Annotated in this window: 20 protein-coding genes and 5 tRNA genes; 17 read left to right on the top strand and 8 right to left on the bottom strand. The window is 62.9% G+C overall.

Annotated features, from left to right (window positions below; all coding sequences use genetic code 11):
• Positions 1–61: 61 nt before the first annotated feature.
• Positions 62–829 (bottom strand): DODA-type extradiol aromatic ring-opening family dioxygenase, encoded by a 768-nt coding sequence (locus tag ACIQUS_RS10645; RefSeq protein WP_403046482.1) that lies wholly within the window; start codon positions 827–829, stop codon positions 62–64.
• A 104-nt stretch (positions 830–933) separates the two neighbouring features.
• Between ACIQUS_RS10645 and ACIQUS_RS10640 the strand changes: the two genes are divergently transcribed.
• On the top strand, positions 934–1,584 hold the full coding sequence (locus ACIQUS_RS10640) for a thiopurine S-methyltransferase (RefSeq protein ID WP_403046479.1): 651 nt from the start codon (positions 934–936) through the stop codon (positions 1,582–1,584).
• A gap of 47 nt (positions 1,585–1,631) precedes the next feature.
• Here the strand turns inward: ACIQUS_RS10640 and htpX are convergent, their stop codons facing one another.
• The gene (gene htpX / locus ACIQUS_RS10635; protein WP_130265684.1) at positions 1,632–2,519 is read right to left on the bottom strand and encodes a protease HtpX; all 888 of its coding nucleotides are present in this window, start codon (positions 2,517–2,519) and stop codon (positions 1,632–1,634) included.
• A gap of 225 nt (positions 2,520–2,744) precedes the next feature.
• Positions 2,745–3,956: a pyridoxal phosphate-dependent aminotransferase gene (locus tag ACIQUS_RS10630; RefSeq protein ID WP_274112816.1), complete on the bottom strand. Its 1,212-nt coding sequence runs from the start codon at positions 3,954–3,956 to the stop codon at positions 2,745–2,747.
• 167 nt (positions 3,957–4,123) lie between these two features.
• On the opposite strand from ACIQUS_RS10630, the gene msrB reads away from it, so the two are divergent.
• Positions 4,124–4,516: a peptide-methionine (R)-S-oxide reductase MsrB gene (msrB, locus tag ACIQUS_RS10625; RefSeq protein ID WP_403046473.1), complete on the top strand. Its 393-nt coding sequence runs from the start codon at positions 4,124–4,126 to the stop codon at positions 4,514–4,516.
• A 17-nt stretch (positions 4,517–4,533) separates the two neighbouring features.
• On the top strand, positions 4,534–5,019 hold the full coding sequence (locus tag ACIQUS_RS10620) for a glutathione peroxidase (protein ID WP_403046471.1): 486 nt from the start codon (positions 4,534–4,536) through the stop codon (positions 5,017–5,019).
• On the opposite strand, the gene ACIQUS_RS10615 is transcribed toward ACIQUS_RS10620, so the two are convergent.
• Positions 5,012–7,372 carry a response regulator gene (locus ACIQUS_RS10615; protein WP_403046469.1) on the bottom strand — a complete coding sequence of 787 codons (2,361 nt, stop codon included), beginning with the start codon at positions 7,370–7,372 and terminating at the stop codon, positions 5,012–5,014. The two genes, ACIQUS_RS10620 and ACIQUS_RS10615, sit on opposite strands and share 8 nt — an antisense overlap.
• Positions 7,373–7,454: 82 nt before the next feature.
• On the opposite strand from ACIQUS_RS10615, the gene ACIQUS_RS10610 reads away from it, so the two are divergent.
• Positions 7,455–8,345 carry an ATP-binding protein gene (locus ACIQUS_RS10610; protein ID WP_403046467.1) on the top strand — a complete coding sequence of 297 codons (891 nt, stop codon included), beginning with the start codon at positions 7,455–7,457 and terminating at the stop codon, positions 8,343–8,345.
• Positions 8,342–8,824 carry a GAF domain-containing protein gene (locus ACIQUS_RS10605; protein WP_403046465.1) on the top strand — a complete coding sequence of 161 codons (483 nt, stop codon included), beginning with the start codon at positions 8,342–8,344 and terminating at the stop codon, positions 8,822–8,824. Before ACIQUS_RS10610 ends, ACIQUS_RS10605 begins: the two co-directional genes overlap by 4 nt.
• A 91-nt stretch (positions 8,825–8,915) precedes the next feature.
• On the opposite strand, the gene ACIQUS_RS10600 is transcribed toward ACIQUS_RS10605, so the two are convergent.
• A complete protein-coding gene (locus ACIQUS_RS10600) occupies positions 8,916–9,683 on the bottom strand; it encodes a hypothetical protein (protein ID WP_403046463.1) in 768 nt (255 codons plus the stop codon).
• Positions 9,684–10,019: 336 nt separating this feature from the next.
• Here ACIQUS_RS10600 and ACIQUS_RS10595 point away from each other — a divergent pair.
• From ACIQUS_RS10595 to ACIQUS_RS10575, 5 genes are all read left to right on the top strand, one after another.
• Positions 10,020–10,095 (top strand) — tRNA-Glu (locus tag ACIQUS_RS10595).
• A gap of 2 nt (positions 10,096–10,097) precedes the next feature.
• Positions 10,098–10,173, top strand: a tRNA-Gly gene (locus ACIQUS_RS10590).
• 103 nt (positions 10,174–10,276) lie between these two features.
• Positions 10,277–10,352 (top strand) — tRNA-Glu (locus ACIQUS_RS10585).
• Positions 10,353–10,357: 5 nt separating this feature from the next.
• Positions 10,358–10,433, top strand: a tRNA-Gly gene (locus tag ACIQUS_RS10580).
• 91 nt (positions 10,434–10,524) lie between these two features.
• Positions 10,525–10,600, top strand: a tRNA-Gly gene (locus tag ACIQUS_RS10575).
• Between the two features lie 100 nt (positions 10,601–10,700).
• On the opposite strand, the gene ACIQUS_RS10570 is transcribed toward ACIQUS_RS10575, so the two are convergent.
• Complete coding sequence (locus tag ACIQUS_RS10570; protein ID WP_403046460.1) at positions 10,701–11,111, bottom strand: PA2817 family protein; 411 nt, start codon at positions 11,109–11,111, stop codon at positions 10,701–10,703.
• A gap of 68 nt (positions 11,112–11,179) precedes the next feature.
• The gene (locus ACIQUS_RS10565; RefSeq protein WP_403046458.1) at positions 11,180–13,627 is read right to left on the bottom strand and encodes an acyl-CoA dehydrogenase; all 2,448 of its coding nucleotides are present in this window, start codon (positions 13,625–13,627) and stop codon (positions 11,180–11,182) included.
• Between the two features lie 174 nt (positions 13,628–13,801).
• Here ACIQUS_RS10565 and ACIQUS_RS10560 point away from each other — a divergent pair, with 174 nt between their 5' ends.
• The 3 genes from ACIQUS_RS10560 to ACIQUS_RS10550 all read left to right on the top strand — a co-directional run bounded on the left by ACIQUS_RS10560 (position 13,802) and on the right by ACIQUS_RS10550 (position 16,284).
• A complete protein-coding gene (locus ACIQUS_RS10560; RefSeq protein ID WP_403046456.1) occupies positions 13,802–14,425 on the top strand; it encodes a glutathione S-transferase family protein in 624 nt (207 codons plus the stop codon).
• A gap of 138 nt (positions 14,426–14,563) precedes the next feature.
• Positions 14,564–15,508, top strand: coding sequence for an ABC transporter ATP-binding protein (locus tag ACIQUS_RS10555; protein WP_403046454.1), 945 nt, complete (start codon positions 14,564–14,566; stop codon positions 15,506–15,508).
• On the top strand, positions 15,505–16,284 hold the full coding sequence (locus tag ACIQUS_RS10550) for an ABC transporter permease (RefSeq protein WP_403046452.1): 780 nt from the start codon (positions 15,505–15,507) through the stop codon (positions 16,282–16,284). The genes ACIQUS_RS10555 and ACIQUS_RS10550 overlap by 4 nt, the downstream gene beginning before the upstream one ends.
• Here the strand turns inward: ACIQUS_RS10550 and ACIQUS_RS10545 are convergent.
• A complete protein-coding gene (locus tag ACIQUS_RS10545) occupies positions 16,252–16,794 on the bottom strand; it encodes a DUF2062 domain-containing protein (protein WP_403046450.1) in 543 nt (180 codons plus the stop codon). The genes ACIQUS_RS10550 and ACIQUS_RS10545 overlap by 33 nt on opposite strands.
• A 142-nt stretch (positions 16,795–16,936) precedes the next feature.
• Between ACIQUS_RS10545 and ACIQUS_RS10540 the strand changes: the two genes are divergently transcribed.
• From ACIQUS_RS10540 to lpxK, 4 genes are all read left to right on the top strand, one after another.
• The gene (locus ACIQUS_RS10540) at positions 16,937–19,159 is read left to right on the top strand and encodes a DNA internalization-related competence protein ComEC/Rec2 (RefSeq protein WP_403046447.1); all 2,223 of its coding nucleotides are present in this window, start codon (positions 16,937–16,939) and stop codon (positions 19,157–19,159) included.
• A 70-nt stretch (positions 19,160–19,229) separates the two neighbouring features.
• A complete protein-coding gene (locus ACIQUS_RS10535) occupies positions 19,230–19,865 on the top strand; it encodes a MotA/TolQ/ExbB proton channel family protein (protein WP_403046444.1) in 636 nt (211 codons plus the stop codon).
• Complete coding sequence (locus ACIQUS_RS10530) at positions 19,862–20,293, top strand: ExbD/TolR family protein (protein WP_403046442.1); 432 nt, start codon at positions 19,862–19,864, stop codon at positions 20,291–20,293. The genes ACIQUS_RS10535 and ACIQUS_RS10530 overlap by 4 nt, the downstream gene beginning before the upstream one ends.
• Positions 20,293–21,303 carry a tetraacyldisaccharide 4'-kinase gene (gene lpxK / locus ACIQUS_RS10525; protein ID WP_403046439.1) on the top strand — a complete coding sequence of 337 codons (1,011 nt, stop codon included), beginning with the start codon at positions 20,293–20,295 and terminating at the stop codon, positions 21,301–21,303. The genes ACIQUS_RS10530 and lpxK overlap by 1 nt, the downstream gene beginning before the upstream one ends.
• Positions 21,304–21,337 lie beyond the last annotated feature (34 nt).

The raw sequence follows: 21,337 nt of genomic DNA, 5'->3' as shown, positions 1-21,337 counted from the left end.
TTTGCCTCGCGATGAGATACATCTGGCAAATTGCATCGCGGGGCAAGCCCGCTCCTACAGGTTAATCAAACCGGTAGATATCCATCCCCAGTGCGCCGAGGGTAAATCCCTGGTGGGCGATGCCAAACCGCCCACCCGCACCGCGGGCGAAGTACAGTGGCAACAGGTGCTCGTCACTGGGATGGCTACGCACGGCAAACGGCGCCTGTTGCCGGTAGTCATGCAGGGCAGGGGTGTCGTTCGCCGTCAGCTTGTCGACCATCCAGTCGCGAAACGCCAGGGCCCAGGGCTCGACACTTTCCGGGCCGGCATGCCAGTCCAGCTCGCCGAGGTTGTGGGTGATGCTGCCAGAGCCGATCAGCAGGATGTTCTCTTCACGCAGGCCGGCCAGTGCGCGGCCCACCTGTTCCTGCAGCTTCGGTCCGAGCCGGGTGGGGAGTGACACTTGCACCACCGGGATGTCCGCCTTGGGGTACATCAGCGACAGCGGCACCCAGGTGCCGTGGTCGAAGGGGCGTTGCGGGTCGAGGCGGGCGGGCAGGCCGGCGGCACAGAGCAGTTCGCTCAAGCGCTGGGCCAGGGCGGGATCGCCCGGGGCCGGGTATTGCACGGCATACAGCGCCGCCGGAAATCCGCCGAAGTCATGCCAGGTCGCAGGCGCCGCGCTGCTGCTGACCAGCAACTCATGGCTCTCCCAGTGCGCCGAGACCACGACAATGGCCTTCGGCCTGGGTAATTCTGCGGCCAGGCGGGCGAGGGCAGGGCCACTGGCGGCGGGCTCCAGGGCAAGCATGGGCGAGCCGTGGGAAATAAACAGGCTGGGCAGCATGAGAAAGGTCCTGAAGGTTAAGATGGAGCTATCTTCAATCAGGTCATTAATCTAAATCTAATATAAGTTTTAGTGTTATTTGATCGAAATATTCGAGGTATGCCATGCAGGCGGAGTTCTGGCACAAGCGTTGGGCGGATAACCAGATCGGGTTTCATCAGGGGCAGGTCAATGCCTACCTGCAAAAGTACTGGCCGCAGTTGGCCTTGCCCGCAACCGGCAAGGTGCTCGTGCCCTTGTGCGGCAAGAGTCTGGACCTGGTCTGGCTGGCTGCGCAGGGGCATCACGTACTCGGTGTAGAGCTTTCCCAGCTTGCCATCGAGCAGTTTTTTGCCGAGCAGCAGTTGCAGCCACAGATCAGTCAGCGGGGGACCTTCAAGGTCTATCGGCACGACAACCTGGAGTTGTGGTGCGGTGATTTCTTCGCCCTGGGCCGTGAGGATATCGGTGACTGCACCAGGCTGTACGATCGCGCCGCCGTGATCGCCTTGCCGCCGGCCATGCGCGAGCGCTATGCCGCGCATCTGACTGACAACCTGCCCCAGGGCTGCAGCGGCTTGATGATCACCCTGGATTACGACCAGCAGCTGCTGGACGGGCCACCCTTCTCGGTACCCGATCAGGAAGTGCAGCAGCTGTTCGCGGCCTGGCAACTTGAGGCGCTGGAGGCCCGGGATGTGATCGAGGACAGCCCGAAATTCCTTGAGGCGGGGATGACGAGCTTGTACGAGCGGGTGTATCGCCTACAGCGTTGATGAAAAAAAAGGGCGACCTGAGTCGCCCTTTTTCATTGCTGTGTCGATCAGCCGCGACGGCGCAGGGCCTCGATACGATCTTCCAGCGGCGGGTGGCTCATCAGCAGGCCGGCCAGGCCTTGCTTGAGGCCGCCGTTGATGCCGAAGGCGTTCAGGGTGTCGGGCATGTGCACCGGCACCCCTTGCTCCGAGCGCAGGCGCTGCAGGGCGCCGATCATCGCATTGGTGCCGGCCAGGCGGGCACCGGCTTCGTCGGCGCGGTACTCGCGTTTGCGCGAGAACCACATGACGATGATGCTGGCGAGGATGCCCAGGACCAATTCGGCGACGATGGTCGCGATGTAGTAGGCAATGCCCTGGCCTTCTTCGTTCTTGAAGATCACCTTGTCGACGAAGTTGCCGATGATGCGTGCGAAGAACATCACGAAGGTATTCACCACGCCCTGCACCAGCGCCAGGGTGACCATGTCGCCGTTGGCGACGTGGCCGATCTCGTGGGCCAGCACGGCGCGGACTTCATCGGGCGAGAAACGCTCCAGCAGGCCCTGGCTGACCGCGACCAGGGCATCGTTGCGGTTCCAGCCGGTGGCGAAGGCGTTGGCCTCGTATGCCGGGAAGATACCCACCTCCGGCATCTTGATGCCGGCTTCGCGGGACAGCTCTTCGACGGTCTGCAACAGCCATTGCTCGTGGCGGGTGCGCGGCTGGCTGATGATCTGGGTGCCGGTGCTCATCTTCGCCATCCACTTGGAGATGAACAGCGAGATCAGCGAGCCGGCAAAGCCGAACACGGCGCAGAAAATCAGTAGCTGGTCGAGCTTGAGGTCAACCCCGTTTGCCGCCATGAACCCATTGAAGCCGAACAGGCTCAGGGTAATGCTGGCAATCAGCACGACCGCAAGGTTGGTGGCTACAAACAGTAAGATGCGCATCATGGTTGTTACGGTCTCCTGACGGATAAAAATGTCACGTATGCGGGGTATATAAGGCGCGGGACCCAGTGATTCAACAGGGCGACTATTTCAAACTGTGTACTTCTCTGTATTACAGACGAAATCCGTCATCCCGCACGCCAGAGCGTCGAGGCCTACAAGAGGTGGGGGCTTGGTCTGAAAGGCCTGCGCCGAGAGGGCGCAGGCATTTTCGAAAGTGCCTGTAGGTTACTGCTGATAAGTCTTCAGGAAGTTTCCGATACGGCCAATGGCCTGTTCCAGGTCATCGACCCGAGGCAGGGTGACCACGCGGAAGTGATCCGGCCACGGCCAGTTGAAGGCCGTGCCCTGGACGATCAGCAGTTTTTCCGAGAGCAGCAGGTCGAGGACGAACTTCTCGTCGTTGTGGATCGGGCAGACCTTCGGGTCGATCCGCGGGAAGGCGTAGAGCGCACCCATTGGCTTGACGCAACTCACGCCGGGAATGTCGTTGAGCAGTTCCCACGTGCGGTTGCGCTGCTCCAGCAGGCGGCCTGGCGGCAGGACCAGGTCGTTGATGCTCTGGTAGCCGCCCAGTGCGGTCTGGATGGCATGCTGGCTCGGTACGTTGGCGCACAGGCGCATGTTGGCCAGCATGTCGATGCCTTCGATGTAGCTCTGGGCGTGCTGCTTGGGTCCGGAGATGGCCAGCCAGCCGGAGCGGAAGCCCGCTACCCGGTAGGACTTGGACAGGCCGTTGAAGGTCAGGCAGAGCAGGTCCGGGGCCAGCGACGCTGTGCTGATATGCACGGCTTCGTCGTAGAGGATCTTGTCGTAGATCTCGTCGGAGAACACCACCAGGTTGTGCTGGCGCGCCAGTTCCAGCATGCCCAGCAGCAACTCGCGCGAATACACCGCGCCAGTCGGGTTGTTCGGGTTGATGATCACCAGGGCCTTGGTGTTGGAGGTGATCTTGGCCTTGATGTCGTCCAGGTCCGGGAACCAGTCGGCCTGCTCGTCGCACAGGTAGTGCACCGGGTTGCCGCCGGCCAGGCTCACGGCGGCGGTCCACAGCGGGTAGTCCGGGGCCGGGATCAGCACTTCGTCGCCGTTGTTGAGCAGCGCCTGCATCGACATCACGATCAGCTCGGAAACGCCGTTGCCCAGGTAGATGTCCTCGATGCCGACACCTTCGACCTGCTTTTGCTGGTAGTACTGCATCACTGCCTTGCGCGCGCTGAACAGGCCTTTCGAGTCGCTGTAGCCCTGGGCGGTCGGCAGGTTGCGGATCACATCCTGGAGGATTTCATCCGGCGCTTCGAAACCAAAGGGTGCCGGGTTGCCGATGTTCAGCTTGAGGATGCGATGGCCTTCCTCTTCCAGGCGTTTGGCGTGCTTGAGCACCGGGCCGCGAATGTCATAGCAGACATTGGCGAGCTTGTTCGATTTGCTGACCTGCATGATGTGATCCCGATTAGAAAAGATCGCCGCGCACTGCGCTGTGAAATCGTTTGAAATGCGTGTAACGCGGGTGCCAGACTGATGTCTGATGAGGCGCAATAATATACGTGCCGCCCGCGCTGTGGAAAAGACACCGTGCGGGGTTTTTAGTTTGCCGAGGCCTGCATATGGACAAGATCGAGAAAACCCTGGATGAATGGCGTGCGATGCTCGACCCCGCCCAGTACCAGGTCTGTCGCCTCAAGGGCACCGAGCGCCCGTTCAGCGGCAAGTACAACTCCACCCGGACCGACGGCGTCTATCACTGCATCTGCTGCAATGCGCCATTGTTCGATTCGAAGGCCAAGTTCGACTCAGGCTGCGGCTGGCCCAGCTTCTATGAGCCGATCGAGGACAGCGCGATGATCGAGATTCGCGACACGTCCCACGGCATGATCCGTACCGAAGTGACCTGCTCGACATGTGATGCCCACCTGGGGCATGTATTTCCCGACGGTCCGCCGCCGACCGGGCTACGCTATTGCATCAACTCGGTCTGCCTGGACCTGGTTCCACGCTGACAGAGGAGTAGAGCGTCATGGCCGACTCGCTGCTGAACATTCCCTGCGTCACCCTGGCCGGTGAGCAGAAGGTCCTGGGCGATTTCCAGGGCAAGGCGCTGCTGGTGGTCAATACCGCCAGCCAGTGTGGTTTTACTCCCCAGTACAAGGGGCTTGAGCAACTCTGGCAGCACTACCGGGACCAAGGCCTGGTGGTGCTGGGGTTTCCCTGCAACCAGTTCGGCAAGCAGGAACCGGGTGATGCCCGGGAAATCGCCCAGTTCTGCGAGGCCAATTTCGGCGTCAGCTTTCCGCTGTTTCGCAAGATCGAGGTCAATGGCGCCGGTGCCCACCCGCTGTTCGTCGAGTTGAAAAAGCGTGCGCCGGGGCTGTTGGGTTCCCAGGGAATCAAGTGGAACTTCACCAAGTTCCTGTTTGACCCGGCCAGCGGCAAAGTCACCCGCTATTCGCCGAGCACCAAGCCCGAGGCACTGGTCGGCTCGATCGAGAAGCTGCTCAGCTAGCGGTCAGCGGCACCCAGTGATCGATCAGGGCCAGTAGCTCTTCGCGGCGGAAGGGCTTGGCCAGGTAGTCGCTCATGCCCGCCGCCCGGCAGCGCTCACGCTCCTCGGGCATGGCGTTGGCGGTCAGGGCAATGATCGGCAGCTCCGGCCAGCGGCCGCTCTGGCGGATCTGCCGGCTGGCCTCGTAGCCGTCCATGACCGGCATGTTGCAGTCCATCAGCACCAGGTCAAACTGGCTGCGCTCCAGGTGGTCCAGGGCATCGGCGCCGTGGGCGGCGATGCTCACCTCGCAGCCGAGCTTGGCCAGCATGCCTTTGGCCACCAACTGATTCACCGGATTGTCTTCCACCAGCAGGATGCGTGCGCGGCGCTCGCTGTGCAGGGCGCCGTCGTGGGCGTACGGGTGGATGCTGTCGGCACCCTGCAGCGTGCGGCGCAGGGCCTGGTACAGGGCGTTGCGTGCCAGTGGTCGGGCTTGTTGTTGCAGCGGCGCCAGGTGCGTGGCCTGTTCACCCGGGAGAAAATTGCCATAGGCGGTGACCAGCAGGATCGGCGCCCGGATGGCAGGGCGCAGCTCGAACAGACTGTCCAGGTCGTCGGTGATCAGTAGGTCGGGTGAGGCATCGCCCAGTGCTTGGGGGTTGTCATAACGCCGATAGTCCACGCCCCACGCCGGCAGCACGGTTTGCAGCAGTTCCGCCAGGCCGCTGCCAGCATTGCTGATGGCGGCGACGCTGCCGCGCAGGCGGCCGACGGGGATGGCCGCACTGTGGCTGGGCAGGGGCAGCTCGGCGCTGAACTGGCTGCCGAATCCGGCTTCGGAGCTGATGCTCAGGCGGCCCTGCATGGCTTCGCACAGGTTGTTGGTCAAGGCCAGGCCCAGACCGGTGCCGCCATATTGTCGGGTGATACCGGCACCGGCCTGGGTGAAGGGCTGGAAAATCCGCACCTGGGCTTCCCGGGGAATGCCGATGCCGGTGTCGCAGACTTCCAGGCGCACTCCGGCATGGGTGGCGCTGAGGCGGACATCGACGCGGCCGAAACGGGTGAACTTGAGTGCGTTGGACAGCAGGTTGCTGACAATCTGTCGCACGCGGGTAGGGTCGCCCAGGACCATGGACGGAAAGCGCGGGTCGATCAGACAGGTCAGCTCGACGCTGGGGGCGGCATTCTGCGACAGCAGGTTGGCCGTGTCTTCGACCAGGGCACCGAGGTCGAACGGGATGCGTTCGAGCTCCAGCTGGCCGGCGTCGAACTTGGACAGGTCGAGGATATCGTTGAGCAGCTCCACCAGGACCTTGCCCGAGTCGTGGGCGATTGACAGCTGCTGGCGTTGTTCAGCGTTGAGCGGGCTGTCCAGCGACAGCGCGATCATGCCCAGCAGGCCGTTGAGCGGGGTGCGGATCTCGTGGCTCATGTTGGCCAGAAATGCCGCCCGAGCCTGGGCCATGTCCAGGGCCCGGCGCCGGGCCTCTTCCAGTTCCTCGTTGGACTGGCTCAGGCGGGTATTGCTGGCCTTGAGCTCATTGGTGCGTGCCGAGACGATGTTCTCCAGTTCGTTGAGGTAATCGGTCAGGCGGTTTTCGGCGTTGCGCCGTTGTTCGATCTCGGTGGCCATGCTGACGAACTGCTGGTTGGCGACCTTGACCAGCACGCCGATCTCATCGTGTTCGTGCCCGGGCGGGTAAGACAGCCTGGACCGGGCCGGATGGCGTGTATTGCTGCTGGCCAGGGCGCTGATCACCCGTACCAGGGGCTGGGTCAGCATGATGTAGAACAGCACCAGCAAAATGCCGGTGAGGATCAGGCTGCGTATGAAACCATTGAGCAGGGTGACTTCGGCGCGCTTGAGAAAGCGGCTGCCGAACGGAAAGGTATCGACCTCCAGGTACAGGGTGCCCAGGTAGTCGTCCGGCATGTGGCTGAGCAGCAGTGAATCCTGGAACTGGCGGCTTTCATCGAAGAGAAAGTCGCTGATGAAGCGATAGCTGCTTTCCTGACGGGGGCGCTGGGCGTCGGCCAGTACCGTGTCGGTGTTGTCGACCAGCCTGGCGCGGGTGATCGCCGGCGATTGCAGCAGGCCGCCGGTGAGTTCCTGGGCAAGCTCGGCATCGATGTTGTAGGCGATCCGCGAGGCAGGGTTGTGGCTGATTTGCAGCAGGGCCTGCATCTCGCGGTTGATGGAGGCGTCTTCACTGGCATAATCGATGCCGATCTGGATGAGACTGAGCAATGTACCCAGGATGAAGCCGACCAGGACCGTCAGCCGGGCTTGCTTGTAGGACAGGCGATTGGTGAACTTGATATCCATGAGTCCCGAGCCAGTTTCACGTTCCGTGCGCTGCGCAAGCATAGCCGATCAGTCCCGGCTGCTGGCACGCCCTGTCACACATTCAGCAGTGCCGTTGTCCTTGAAACCGTCTTGAGGAAGCCTTGTGGACTCTCGTTTGAATGCATTCCTGGAGCGTGCCGAAGCCGTGCTCGCCCGTCTTGAACCCCTGTTGCCGGCACCGCGCCCGGAAATCGACTGGAACCACTGCCTGGCTGCGCGCTGGCAGCGCGATGGCCGCAGCGGTTACCTGCTGCCGCTTCAGGTCAGCCTGGACATGCGCTTGTCCGACCTGATCGGGGTCGACCAGCAGCGTGACCAGCTGGGGCGCAACACTCGCCAGTTCCTCGACGGCATGCCGGCCAACCATGCGCTGCTGTGGGGCTCGCGCGGTACCGGCAAGTCGTCGCTGGTACGCGCCTTGCTGGCCGAACACGCCCAGGCCGGCCTACGCCTGATCGAGATCGAGCGCGATCACCTGGCCGACCTGCCGCGGGTGGTCGAGCAATTGAGCAAATTACCCCAGCGCTTCGTACTGTTCTGTGACGACCTGTCGTTCGAGGCCGGGGAGGGGGATTACCGGGTGCTCAAGAGCGTGCTCGACGGATCGCTCGAACAGGCACCGGACAACGTGCTGTTGTACGCCACCTCGAACCGTCGCCACCTGGTACCGGAAAAACAGAGCGACAACGAAAACTGGAAGATGGTCGACGGTGAGCTGCACCCCAACGAGGCGGTGGAAGACAAGATTGCCCTGTCCGATCGCTTCGGTCTGTGGCTGTCGTTTTATCCGTTCACCCAGGAACACTTTCTCGATGTCGTCGAGCACTGGATCAGCGAGCTGGCCAAGGGGCCGGGTCTGGTCTGGCAACGCGACGAAACCCTGGAAAAAGCCGCTGTGCGCTGGGCAACCGGCCGCGGCAACCGTAATGGCCGTTGTGCCTATCAGTTCGCCCGGTACTGGGTGGGACTGCAACTGTTGGAGCAAAAACGATGATCGACCTCAATGCTGCTGGCGCGGGCCTTGAAGGCTATGGCCTGCTCGCCGCGCAGCTGGAAGCCCTGTTCGCCGACGAACACGACTTCATTGCCAATGCCGCGCAGTTCTCGGCCTTCCTGTACAGCCAGGTCGAGGACCTGAACTGGGCAGGGTTCTACCTCAATCGCAATGAAGAGCTGGTGCTGGGGCCTTTCCAGGGCCAGGTGGCCTGCGTGCGCATTCCATTCGGCCGCGGCGTGTGTGGCGCCGCTGCAGCCAGTCGCCAGACCCAGCGGGTCGAAGACGTGCATGCCTTTCCCGGGCATATCGCCTGCGACAGTGCATCGAACAGCGAGCTGGTGATTCCGTTGGTCAAGGACGGGCGCTTGATTGGCGTGCTGGACCTGGACAGTCCGAAACTGGCGCGCTTCAGCGAGGTGGATCAGGCGGGGCTTGAGGGTCTGGCACAGATTTTCCTGCGCTTGACCGATTGCTGATTGGTAGGAGCGGGCTTGCCCCGCGATTGCGATCTGCCTGTTACAGGGCGATCGCGGGGCAAGTCGAATCGTCGCACCGCCGCTCCTACTCTCAGTCGTAGATGACTTTCTTCTTCCAGTCTTCGCTGGTGTCGGTCTTCAGGCCTTCGGTCAGCTCGTTGACCTCATCCTCGGCCGGCTCCAGCTGGCTCAATACCTGGGCATTGGCCCGGGCCAGCAGCTTTTCCATGTATTCGAGCTGCTCACGGTAGAGCGCAGGGTCCTGCTGCTTGCGCAGGTACTGGACGCCGCGCTCGAACGCCAGGCGCGCGTGGCCTGGCTGGCTTTGTTGCAGTGCCTGTTGACCCAGGTTGTTGAAGAACTCGATATGCAGCAGTACCAGGATGTGGCGGATCTCCTTGATCCAGTGCTTGGCCTCGGTGGTCGGCAGGAAGCCTTCCTGGGCGGCGCGGGTGATCTGGTTGTGCATGCCCTCGAGCAGAAAGCGCACATCCTTGGCCCGGGCTTCGGTCTGGATGGGGGAGGGCGGGTTGTTGACCGGCAGGGCTTCGCCCTGGGCGATCAGGCCTTCGAGCTCGGCGATGCGTGCGCGGATCTCGCGGCTGTTTTTATCCAGGGCCAACTGGCGCTGGTTGAGGTTCAGTTCGAGGCGGGTCAGCAGCAGCTTGAGGGCCGGGGTCATCAACTGGCCGGGGAAGGTTTCGGTGATTTCGCCACAGCGGCGCAAGCGGTCGGCCAGCTCGATCTTGAGTCGGGCGCGCTCGAGCTTGTTGTTCTCGACCACATTGTTGAGGTAGCCGATCACGATCAAGAGTGCGATCCCCGCCACGATAAGCAGGGTGATCATAAGTGGTGTCACCGTTAACGCCTCATACAGGATGATTTACCAATTGAGTGTAGTGGCTAAGTTTTTGGCCGGATAGGGTTGTTTGGCGGTACTCGGGGCCTCCCTGATAGCGTTTTGCTTGTAGCTTGCCGCAGGCACGGGGGTTTGAGCCAGGGCCGGGTGTCAGAAAATAAACGCCAAAGCCCAGGCGCGCAGAACCGCGCACTGCATTGCAAAGCACCGGGAAGTCATTGATTTAAATAAATTTATACAGGGGGGTTGACGACCTCTCAAAGCATCCCTAGAATGCGCGCCACTTGCAGCGTAAAGCACACAGCGAAACGCGACAGGGAGTGAATGTTGTAGTGTGTCCCCTTCGTCTAGTGGCCTAGGACACCGCCCTTTCACGGCGGTAACAGGGGTTCGAGTCCCCTAGGGGACGCCAATGCGGGAATAGCTCAGTTGGTAGAGCACGACCTTGCCAAGGTCGGGGTCGCGAGTTCGAGTCTCGTTTCCCGCTCCAGTTTACAAAGGCTTTGCTTAACGGCAGGGCTTGTAAAAATCCAGGGTCTTACCTTCAGGTTCGATTCGGGTAACTGAAACATGTTTTGCATGTTTCGGGCGTCGTCCCCTTCGTCTAGTGGCCTAGGACACCGCCCTTTCACGGCGGTAACAGGGGTTCGAGTCCCCTAGGGGACGCCATTTTTGCGGGAATAGCTCAGTTGGTAGAGCACGACCTTGCCAAGGTCGGGGTCGCGAGTTCGAGTCTCGTTTCCCGCTCCAGATTTGGCGTCGCAGTGCTTAAGGTGCTGCTTGCTTTGGAAAGAGGGTCAACAGTCCTTTTTCCTTCCGGTAAAACCGGATGCTTCAATTTGCGGGAATAGCTCAGTTGGTAGAGCACGACCTTGCCAAGGTCGGGGTCGCGAGTTCGAGTCTCGTTTCCCGCTCCAAATAAAGAAACGCCGTTCGATTGAACGGCGTTTTTTTTCGTCTCGACTTTTCTGCCGATCAGGTGGCAGGGCTGGCTTCAGCCCTGCGCGCCGTCGCAGGTCAATGCTTGCTGTCGTCGTCCGACATGCTCAACAACTGCTTTTCCTGGTTCCAGTCAAACGGCTCGCCGTTCTGCTCGGCCTCATAGCGGCGCTCTTCCAGGGCCTGGTAGAGGTCCAGTTCTTCGTCAGGCATGAAATGCAGGCAGTCTCCGCCGAAGAACCACAGCAGGTCGCGCGGTACCAGGTGGGCAATCTGGGGATAACGCTGGATCACCTGGCACATCAGGTCTTGGCCCAGGTACTGGCTTTCCAGCTGATCGACTGGCAATTGCTCGCGCAGCTCATCGAATCGCTCCAGGAACAAGGCATGGCTCTCTTCCGGAACCTGCTCGGCCTCACCCAGGGCGACCAGGATGCTGCGCAGGTGATCGAGCAGAAGGAGGTGATACTCCAGATTTGGGGTGGCCATGGGGCGATCCTCTTGAGCAAAAAACGGGCGCGGGAGTATACGGCTCCCGGCGCCCTGTGTCCCGACCGTTAACGAATTTTACCGGGTGTGGGCAGCAGTTCCTCCTTGTTGAAGGCATCGACATCGATGACCGCGCGCCGGGCGGCTTCGGCGTCCAGCAGGGTCTGTGCTTCGCCGGCTTGCAGTACGCCAGCTTCCAGGGCGGCCTCGATCCGGGATTGCCCGGGCGCCGCGTTGAGCGGATCGTTCTTGTGCGCCTGATGCAGCTTTTCGTACAGCGGTGCGGCTTCATCGAGCAAGGTGCTGGCGTGCTGCAGCGCACCGACCGGATCGTCGGCATCCTGCGGCCGGTAGCAGCCGGCAAGCAGTGTTTCCAGCGCCGGGTCGCCTTTGGCGCGGCCGATCAGTGCCGCCACTTCAGCATCCAGTTCGTCGCCCGGCCCGGTATGCCGACGGCCAAACGGGAACACCACCAGGCGCAACGCACAGCCGAGAAAGCGATTCGGAAAGTTGTCGAGCAGTCGGTCCAGAGCTTTCTCGGCCTGGCCCAGGCTTTCCTCCATGGCCCAGCGCAGCAGCGGTTGCAGGTGCTCGGGAGAGCCCAGGTCGTGATAGCGCTTGAGCGCCGCAGAGCCCAGGTAGAGGTTGCTCAGCACATCGCCCAGGCGCGCCGACAGGCGTTCGCGGCGCTTGAGCTCGCCGCCCAGCAGCATCATGCACAGGTCGGCCAGCAGGGCGAAGGCGGCGGCCTGACGATTGAGGGCGCGGAAGTAGCCCTGGCTCAGGGCATCGCCGGGCACCTTCTCGAAATGCCCCAGGCCCAAGCCCAGCACCAGGGTGCTGGCTGCATTACCAACGGCAAAGCCGATGTGGTGCATCAGCAGTTGGTCGAACTCCCTGAGGGCCTGTTCGTGATCCTCGCGAGCAGCCAGGGCCATTTCCTTGAGCACGAAGGGATGGCAGCGAATCGCGCCCTGGCCGAAGATCATCAGGTTGCGCGAGAGGATGTTGGCCCCCTCGACCGTGATGAAGATCGGCACGCCTTGCCAATTGCGGCCCAGGTAGTTGTTCGGGCCCATGATGATGCCCTTGCCGCCATGCACGTCCATGGCATGCTGGATACATTCGCGGCCACGTTCGGTCAGGTGGTACTTGAGGATGGCCGACAGCACCGAGGGTTTTTCTCCCAGGTCCACCGCCTTGGCTGTCAGCAGGCGGGCGCTGTCCATCAGGAAGGCGTTGCCGCCAATGCGTGCCAGGGATTCCTGGATGCCTTCGAAGGCGGCCAGCGGCACGTTGAACTGCTCGCGGATCCGCGCGTACTGGCCGGTGACCAGGCTGGTGTACTTGGCGGCACCGGTGCCCACCGCCGGCAGGGAAATCGAGCGGCCCACCGACAGGCAGTTCATCAGCATCATCCAGCCCTTGCCCAGCATGGCCTGGCCGCCGATGAGGAAGTCCAGCGGGATGAACACGTCCTTGCCACTGTTGGGACCGTTCATGAAGGCCGCGCCCAGGGGCAGGTGGCGCTGGCCGATCTCGACCCCGGGGGTGTCGGTGGGGACCAGGGCCAGGCTGATGCCCAGTTCTACTTCTTCACCCAGCAGGTGCTGCGGGTCGTAGGCCTTGAACGCCAGGCCCAGCAAAGTCGCCACCGGGCCAAGGGTGATGTAGCGCTTTTCCCAGTTCAGGCGCAGACCGATGACTTCTTCACCTTGCCACTGGCCTTTGCAAACGATCCCGGTGTCGGGCATGGCCCCGGCATCGGAGCCGGCCAGGGGGCCGGTGAGGGCGAAGCAGGGGATGTCGTCGCCGCGCGCCAGGCGCGGCAGGTAGTAATTGCGCTGCTCATCGGTGCCGTAGTGCAACAGCAGTTCCGCTGGGCCCAGGGAGTTTGGCACCATGACGGTGGAGGCCAGGTCGCCGCTGCGGGTGGCCAGTTTCATCGCCACCTGGGAGTGGGCATAGGCGGAAAACCCCTTGCCGCCATACTCCCTGGGAATGATCAGGGCAAAGAAACCATGGGACTTGATGTGCTCCCAGGCCGCCGCTGGCAGGTCCAGGTCCTGGCCGATCTGCCAGTCGCTGACCATGGCGCAGAGCGCTTCGGTGGGGCCGTCGATAAAGGCCTGTTCCTCCTCGGTCAGCTCCGCCTTGGGGTAGCCGAGCAAGGTGTTCCAGTTCGGTCGGCCGCTGAACAGTTCGCCATCCCACCACACGGTGCCGGCATCGATGGCCTCGCGTTCGGTTTGCGACATCGGCGGCAGGGTGCGCTGGAACCAGCCGAACAGCGGCCCGCTGAATACCTTGCGGCGCAGCTCGGGCAGCAGCACCAGGGCAGCCTTGGCGGCCAGTACCAGCCAGAGCACTGCCAGCAGCCAGCCGGGTGCATGGCTGAAGATGCCCATCAGCACCACATACACCGCGAGGATGGCCAGCGCCGGCACGGCGGCGATGCGCCGGTGGGCCAGGTAGGCCGCACCGATCACCAGAACCACTATCCACAACAGCAACATAATCCTTCCTCCGTGAATCCAGGGCGTCGGCCGATCCCTAGGAGCTTAGACCGCATCCGCAGGTCGGCTTGCCTGAACAGTGACAGGCCATGACGGCAGGAGTTCGCCTGGGTGATTGCCAGGGTCAACGTCTGGAGTAGACTGGGCGCCCCGCGTATTCATCAGGACGTCGTCATGCTCAAGATCTGGGGCCGTAAGAATTCGACCAATGTCAGGAAGGCACTGTGGTGCGCAGAAGAACTGGGGCTGGAATACGAGTCGATTGATGCCGGTGGGGCCTTCGGCCTGGTCAACGAGCCTGAATACCGTGCGCTGAACCCCAACGGCCTGGTGCCGATGATCGAGGACCAGGGCCTGGTGCTCTGGGAGTCCAATGCCATCGTCCGCTATCTGTCGGCGCAATATGGCAGGGATTCGGGTTGGTACGTCGAAGACCCACGCCAGCGCGCCGAAGCGGACAAGTGGATGGACTGGACCACCTCGTCCCTGGCTACGCCGTTCCGCCCCTTGTTCTGGGGCATCCTGCGCACGCCGGCCGAACAGCAGGACTGGGTGGCGATCAATGCCGCACACAAGACTTGCGCACAGTTGCTGTCGATAGCCGACCAGGCCCTGGCCGAGCGGCCCTACCTGTCCGGCGAACAGCTGGGGATGGGTGACATTCCCCTGGGCTGCTTCGCCTACGCCTGGTTCGAGATGCCCATCGAGCGTCCCGAGATGCGTCACCTGCGCGCCTGGTACGAGCGTCTGCAGGAGCGTCCGGCGTTCCAGGCGGCGGTGATGACCGCCTTGACCTGATCACAACGGTCAATCTGATAGTTACTATCGATACACATGACTGTACTTGTATGGCCTGGACAAGCACCATGGTCATATTCGCTGCGGCTGGTCTGCCCGGCCGCGTTCTGAACCTTCGATACTGGTACATGACCCGCTATGAGTTCTGCTCTGTCCATAAGGCAGCTAACCAAAACCTACGGCAACGGTTTCCAGGCCCTCAAGGGCATTGACCTGGATGTCGCCGAAGGTGACTTCTTTGCCTTGCTCGGCCCCAACGGTGCTGGCAAGTCCACCACCATCGGCATCCTCTCGACCCTGGTGAACAAGACCAGTGGCAGCGTGAGCGTGTTCGGCAACGACCTGGACCGCAAGCCCGCGGCGCTCAAGCGCAGCATTGGCGTGGTGCCGCAGGAATTCAACTTCAACCAGTTCGAGAAGACGTTCGACATCGTCGTGACCCAGGCCGGTTACTACGGCATTCCGGCCAAGGTGGCCAAGGAGCGCGCCGAGAAGTACCTGACCCAGTTGGGCCTGTGGGACAAGCGTGATGTGCCGTCGCGTTCGTTGTCCGGCGGCATGAAGCGGCGCCTGATGATCGCCCGGGCGCTGATCCACGAACCGCGCCTGCTGATCCTCGATGAGCCGACCGCGGGTGTGGATATCGAACTGCGCCGCTCGATGTGGAGTTTTCTGACCGAGCTGAACCAGCAAGGCATCACCATCATCCTCACCACCCACTACCTGGAAGAAGCCGAGCAGTTGTGTCGCCACATCGGCATCATCGACCATGGCACCATCGTCGAGAACACCAGCATGCGTGAGTTGCTGGGCAAGCTGCATGTCGAGACCTTCCTGCTCGACCTCAAGCGGGACCTGGCCCAGGCGCCGACGCTGATCGGCTACCCGTGCCGCCTGGTCACCCCCAATACCCTGGAGGTGCAGGTAGACAAGGGCGTGGACAACGAAGCCGGCATCACCGGGCTGTTCAGCCAGCTGGCGGTACAGAACATCGAGGTGCAGAGCCTGCGCAACAAGACCAACCGCCTGGAGGAGCTGTTCGTGTCCCTGGTCGAGAAGAACCTGGCGAAGGTGGCGGTATGAGTTCGGAACTGAGCGCCAACCTGGTCGCCCTCAATACCATTGTCTACCGTGAAGTGCGTCGTTTTACCCGGATCTGGCCGCAGACCCTGCTGCCCCCGGCGATCACCATGGTCCTGTACTTCGTCATCTTCGGTAACCTGATTGGCCGGCAGATCGGCGACATGGGTGGCTTCACCTACATGGAGTACATCGTGCCGGGGCTGATCATGATGTCGGTGATCACCAACTCCTACGGCAACGTGGTGTCGAGCTTCTTCGGCAGCAAGTTCCAGCGCTCCATCGAAGAGCTCATGGTTTCGCCGGTCTCGCCGCATACCATCCTCATCGGCTATACCCTGGGAGGCGTGCTGCGCGGTCTGGCGGTGGGGGTGATCGTCACCCTGCTGTCGCTGTTCTTCACCGACCTGCAGGTGCATCACCTGGGGGTGACCGTCCTGGTGGTGCTGCTCACGGCGACCATCTTCTCGTTGCTCGGCTTCATCAACGCGGTGTTTGCGCGCAACTTCGACGACATCTCGATCATCCCGACTTTCGTCCTGACGCCGCTGACCTACCTGGGCGGGGTGTTCTATTCGATCAACCTGCTGCCGCCGTTCTGGCAGACCGTGTCGCTGGCCAACCCGGTGCTGCACATGGTCAACTCGTTCCGCTACGGCATTCTCGGTGTGTCGGATATCCGCATCGGCGTGGCCATCGCGTTCATGCTGGTGGCCACCGCCGTGCTGTATGTCGGCTGCACCCGGTTACTGGTCAGCGGGCGAGGAATGCGCACCTGAGAGCTTCTGCTTGCGCCGGCGCCACTGCCGGCCTACCCACCAGCGCCAGTAGAGCATGGTCAGGCAGTAGGCCAGGGCGCCGAGCAGCAGGCCGCACACCACCGAACCCAGCAAAAATGGCTGCCACAGGGTCGATAGCTGGTCGGTGATCCATTCGAACGTCAATTCTTCGGGCAAGGTCCTGGGCGGAATCTGCATCAGCCAGGCGCCCATCTGGTAGGTGCAATAGAACACCGGCGGCATGGTGAAAGGGTTGGTCAGCCAGACCAGACTGACAGCAATCGGCATGTTGCCGCGTACCAGGATCGCAAGGCTGGCGGCCAGCAGCATCTGCATCGGAACCGGGATGAACGCCGCGAACAGGCCCACAGCCATCGCCCGTGCCACCGAATGCCGATTCAGGTGCCAAAGGTTCGGGTCGTGCAACAGCCGGCCGAGAAAGCGTAAGGATTTGTGTTCCCTGATGCTGGTCGGGTCGGGCATGTAGCGTTTGAAGAGACGACGCGGCATGTAGGCTCTCGACTGTAGGAAGGCGGCCAGTATGCACGGATTCTAAAGCACCCCATTACAGACTTTGTGACAATTATTGAGCGAGCGCCCGGTGCTGGTGATCTAAGCCTCAGAAGGTGAATTGCTTCTGGAGCTTAACGCCATGCGCACAGGGATGTTGGCGCTTGCACTGGGGATGTTGTGCCTGGCTGTTCTACCGGTGTTGCCATCGGTCGGGATGCTGGCCGCTATCGCCCTGATCGGTTTTTGTTGCTTGCCCTGGCGGGTTCGTCCGTTGGGGCTGTTCCTGTTGGGCTTGAGCTGGGCTTGCCTGTCGGCGCAGCAGGCACTGGATGATCGACTGGCTCCGGCCCTGGATGGTCGCACCCTGTGGCTGGAGGGCAGGGTCGTTGGCTTGCCGGAGCAGGGGGCTCGGGCGGTACGCTTCGAACTTGACGCGCCTTACTCACGCCGGGCGCAATTGCCGCAACGCCTGCAACTGAGCTGGTTTGGCGGACCGCAGGTGGCCAGTGGCGAGCGCTGGCGCCTGGCCGTCACCCTCAAGCGGCCCCATGGTTTGCTCAACCCTTACGGTCCGGATCGCGAGGCAGCCCTGCTGGCCCGGCGCATCGGCGCCACGGGCAGCGTCAAGGCCGGTGAGCGTCTGGAGCCTGCCGGGGCGGCCTGGCGCGATGACCTGCGCCAGCGGTTGATGACAGTCGATGCCCAGGGGCGTGAGGCGGCGCTGGTGGCCCTGGTGCTGGGGCATGGCGCCGGCCTTGCCCGGGAGGATTGGCAGGCGCTGCAGGCCACCGGCACGGTGCACCTGTTGGTGATCTCCGGTCAGCATGTGGGATTGTTGGCCGGGCTGGTCTATGGACTGATCGCAGGAGCGGCACGGCTGGGGCTGTGGCCGCGGGCCTTGCCCTGGTTGTCCTGGGCCTGTGCCGCGGCCCTCGGTACGGCGCTGGGCTATGGCTGGCTGGCCGGCTTTCAGGTGCCGGTGCAACGCGCCTGCCTGATGCTGGCGGTGGTGTTGCTCTGGCGCCTGCGCTATCGCCACCTGGGTGTGGGTGTGCCGCTGTTGCTGGCGCTCGTTGTGGTACTGCTATGGGAGCCGCTGGCCAGTCTGCAGCCGGGGTTCTGGTTGTCCTTCGTCGCCGTTGCGGTGCTGATATTTACCTTCAGCGGTCGATTGGGCGCCTGGAATCCCTGGCTGGCCTGGGGGAGGGCGCAATGGTTGATCGCCATCGGCCTGTTGCCGGCGTTGCTGGCGCTGGGACTGCCGGTCAGCCTCAGTGCGCCGTTGGCCAATCTCGTTGCGGTGCCCTGGGTCAGCCTGGCGGTATTGCCACTGGCGCTGCTGGGTACCCTGTTGTTGCCGCTGCCGATAGTGGGCGAAGCCCTGCTATGGCTGGCGGGTGGGCTACTCGATGGATTGTTTCGTCTGTTGGCGTCAATCGCCCAGTGGCGCCCGGCCTGGGTGCCGGAACCGCTGCCGTGGCCGCTCTGGGGTTTGTTGAGTTTCGGGGTGATCTTGCTGTTGTTACCCCGGGGCCTGCCGATGCGGGTGTTGGGCTGGCCCTTGTTGCTGCTGGCGGTATGTGCGCCGAGAGAGCGGGTGGCGCAAGGGCAGGTCGAAGTCTGGCAGCTGGACGTGGGCCAAGGGCTGGCGTTCGTCCTGCGTACCCGTCACCACACAATGCTGTATGACGCAGGTCCTGCAATAGCTGATCAAGACCTGGGTGAGCGGGTTGTGTTGCCGACCTTGCGCAAGCTGGGCACAAGCGCAGTCGATCTGATGCTGCTCAGCCATGCCGACGCCGATCATGCCGGCGGTGCGCTGGCGGTGCAGCGTGGATTACCGGTGCGCAGTGTGGTCGCCGGTGAGGCGGCCAGGCTGCCACCCGCCTTGCAGGCACAGCCCTGTGAAAGTGGACGGCAATGGCAATGGGATGGCGTGAATTTCTCGCTCTGGCAGTGGCGGGACGCTGCTGACAGCAACCAGGATTCCTGTGTGCTGCTGGTCGAGGCGGGTGGGGAGCGCCTGTTGCTGACCGGCGATCTGGACGCTTCCGGTGAGCGGGCCTGGGTCCGGGACTGGCAGGCCACCCGGGTCGACTGGCTGCAGGCCCCGCACCACGGCAGCCGCAGCTCATCCAGCCAGGCCTTGCTGGATGCCACGAGGCCGCGGGGGGTGCTGATTTCCCGAGGCCGCTACAACGCTTTCGGCCACCCCCATGCCGAGGTCATGGAACGCTACCGGACCAACGGCGTCGAAGCCTTCGACAGCGCTATACAGGGTGCCCTGCGCCTGCAGTTGGGGGCTTTCGGCAAACCGTCGGGGCTGCGCGAGCAGCGGCGCTTCTGGCGTCAGCCCGGTTGACGACCTTCGGCAGATGAGCGTGCAGGGGTCCTATGGTAGAGTGGCGGACTTTTTCAAGGGGATGCTTACTGTGTGGGAATTGGTCAAGTCCGGTGGTTGGATGATGCTGCCGATCATTCTGAGTTCCATCGCCGCCATGGCTATCGTCGCCGAGCGTCTCTGGACCCTGCGCGCCAGCCGGGTCACCCCGCCACACCTGCTGGGTCAGGTATGGCTGTGGATCAAGGACAAGCAACTGACCAGTGACAAGCTCAAGGCCCTGCGTGCCGATTCGCCGCTGGGCGAGATCCTTGCCGCGGGCCTGGCCAACTCCCGTCATGGTCGCGAGATCATGAAGGAGTGCATCGAAGAGGCCGCCGCCCGGGTGATCCACGAGCTGGAGCGCTATATCAACGCCCTGGGCACCATCGCCGCCATGGCGCCGTTGCTGGGCCTGCTGGGTACCGTGCTGGGCATGATCGACATCTTCAGTGCCTTCATGGGCACCGGCATGACCACCAACGCCGCGGTATTGGCCGGTGGTATCTCCAAGGCCCTGATCACCACGGCCGCCGGTCTGATGGTCGGTATCCCGGCGGTGTTCTTCCACCGCTTCCTGCAGCGGCGCATCGACGAGCTGGTGGTCGGCATGGAGCAGGAGGCGATCAAGCTGGTCGAAGTGGTGCAGGGCGACCGTGAAGTCGACCTGGCCGAGGGCCGCGCGTGAAATTCCGGCGCAAGCCACGGGAGACCGTGGACATCAACCTGGCCTCGTTGATCGATGTGGTGTTCATCCTGCTGCTGTTCTTCGTGGTGACCACCACCTTCACCCGCGAAACCCAGCTGCGCGTCGAGCTGCCCGAGTCGGTCAGCGGCGCGCCGGCACCGGATGACGAGCCCAAGCGGCTGGATATCACCATCAGCGCCGACGGCGTCTATTCGGTGAACAACAACCTGTTGCCCAAGAGCGACCTGGCGACCCTGAGCGAAGCCCTGCAGAAAGAATCTGCCGGTGATACCAAACTGCCGTTGTCGATCAGCGCCGACGGCAAGACCCCGCACCAGGCGGTGGTCACTGCCATGGATGCGGCCGGTAAGCTCGGTTTCAGCCAGTTGCGCATGACCACGGTCGAGGCGGCTCAGGGGACACCCTGATGGCCTTTGCCGATCGCCTGCTTGCCGCCTGGTATGACGGTCACCCGGCACTGGCACTGCTACGCCCCCTGGAGGCGCTCTACCGCCGAGTAGTGTTGCGCAAGCGCGCGCGCTTCCTGAGCGGGGAGAGTGACAGCTACCGGGCACCGGTGCCGGTCATCGTGGTGGGCAACATCACCATCGGGGGGACCGGCAAGACCCCGATGATTCTCTGCCTGATCGAACATTGTCGCCAGCAAGGCTTGCGCGTCGGCGTGGTCAGTCGCGGATACGGCGCCAAGCCACCGCAGCTGCCCTGGCGCGTGACGGCCGGGCAGAACGCCGATGAGGCGGGTGATGAGCCGCTGCTGATCGTGCAGCGCAGCGGTGTGCCGTTGATGATCGATCCGGACCGTTCGCGCGCCGTGCAGGCGTTGCTGGCCAGCGAAAAGCTGGACCTGATCCTGTGTGACGATGGCATGCAGCACTACCGCCTGGCCCGTGACCTGGAGCTGGTGCTGATCGACGCTGCCCGTGGCCTGGGTAATCGCCGCTGCCTGCCCGCCGGCCCCCTGCGCGAACCGGTGGAGCGCCTGCAGGAAGTCGATGCGCTGCTCTACAATGGCGCTACCGCCGACCGCGACGATGGTTTCGCCTTTACCCTCAAGCCCACCGCGCTGGTCAACCTGCGCAGTGGCGAGCGGGTGGGCCTTGGGCGCTTCCCTGCCGGCCAGGCCGTGCACGCGGTGGCCGGCATCGGCAATCCGCAACGTTTCTTCAATACCTTGCAGGGGCTAAACTGGCGGCCAGTACCGCATGCCTTTGCCGATCACGCGCAGTACAGCGTCCAGGCCCTGAGCTTCACGCCGGCGCTGCCGCTGATCATGACCGAGAAGGACGCGGTCAAATGCCGTGCCTTCGCGGCTGACGACTGGTGGTACCTGGCGGTTGACGCTGTGCCGTCCCCGGCCTTCCTGGCCTGGTTCGACGGCCAGCTCGAACGCTTGTTGCAGGCACCACCGCAGCCCTGAATCCTTTCTTTTTCCGGCCACCGGCCTCAAGGAA

Source organism: Pseudomonas sp. NPDC090755 (genome assembly GCF_044769005.1).
Taxonomy (GTDB): Bacteria; Pseudomonadota; Gammaproteobacteria; order Pseudomonadales; family Pseudomonadaceae; genus Aquipseudomonas.
The sequence above is the reverse complement of the archived record's forward strand: the minus strand, read 5'-3'. Positions and strand labels throughout refer to the sequence as shown.

Bases quoted from the DNA above. Each gene is read 5' to 3' on its own strand.
- ACIQUS_RS10570 (WP_403046460.1), bottom strand. From the start codon at position 11,111: ATGGCCACCCCAAATCTGGAGTATCACCTCCTTCTGCTCGATCACCTG.
- ACIQUS_RS10560 (WP_403046456.1), top strand. From the start codon at position 13,802: ATGCTCAAGATCTGGGGCCGTAAGAATTCGACCAATGTCAGGAAGGCA.
- ACIQUS_RS10645 (WP_403046482.1), bottom strand. From the start codon at position 829: ATGCTGCCCAGCCTGTTTATTTCCCACGGCTCGCCCATGCTTGCCCTG.
- ACIQUS_RS10630 (WP_274112816.1), bottom strand. From the start codon at position 3,956: ATGCAGGTCAGCAAATCGAACAAGCTCGCCAATGTCTGCTATGACATT.
- ACIQUS_RS10640 (WP_403046479.1), top strand. From the start codon at position 934: ATGCAGGCGGAGTTCTGGCACAAGCGTTGGGCGGATAACCAGATCGGG.
- ACIQUS_RS10620 (WP_403046471.1), top strand. From the start codon at position 4,534: ATGGCCGACTCGCTGCTGAACATTCCCTGCGTCACCCTGGCCGGTGAG.
- ACIQUS_RS10605 (WP_403046465.1), top strand. From the start codon at position 8,342: ATGATCGACCTCAATGCTGCTGGCGCGGGCCTTGAAGGCTATGGCCTG.
- ACIQUS_RS10545 (WP_403046450.1), bottom strand. From the start codon at position 16,794: ATGCCGCGTCGTCTCTTCAAACGCTACATGCCCGACCCGACCAGCATC.
- msrB (WP_403046473.1), top strand. From the start codon at position 4,124: ATGGACAAGATCGAGAAAACCCTGGATGAATGGCGTGCGATGCTCGAC.
- lpxK (WP_403046439.1), top strand. From the start codon at position 20,293: ATGGCCTTTGCCGATCGCCTGCTTGCCGCCTGGTATGACGGTCACCCG.
- ACIQUS_RS10540 (WP_403046447.1), top strand. From the start codon at position 16,937: ATGCGCACAGGGATGTTGGCGCTTGCACTGGGGATGTTGTGCCTGGCT.
- ACIQUS_RS10550 (WP_403046452.1), top strand. From the start codon at position 15,505: ATGAGTTCGGAACTGAGCGCCAACCTGGTCGCCCTCAATACCATTGTC.
- ACIQUS_RS10555 (WP_403046454.1), top strand. From the start codon at position 14,564: ATGAGTTCTGCTCTGTCCATAAGGCAGCTAACCAAAACCTACGGCAAC.
- ACIQUS_RS10565 (WP_403046458.1), bottom strand. From the start codon at position 13,627: ATGTTGCTGTTGTGGATAGTGGTTCTGGTGATCGGTGCGGCCTACCTG.
- ACIQUS_RS10615 (WP_403046469.1), bottom strand. From the start codon at position 7,372: ATGCTTGCGCAGCGCACGGAACGTGAAACTGGCTCGGGACTCATGGAT.
- htpX (WP_130265684.1), bottom strand. From the start codon at position 2,519: ATGATGCGCATCTTACTGTTTGTAGCCACCAACCTTGCGGTCGTGCTG.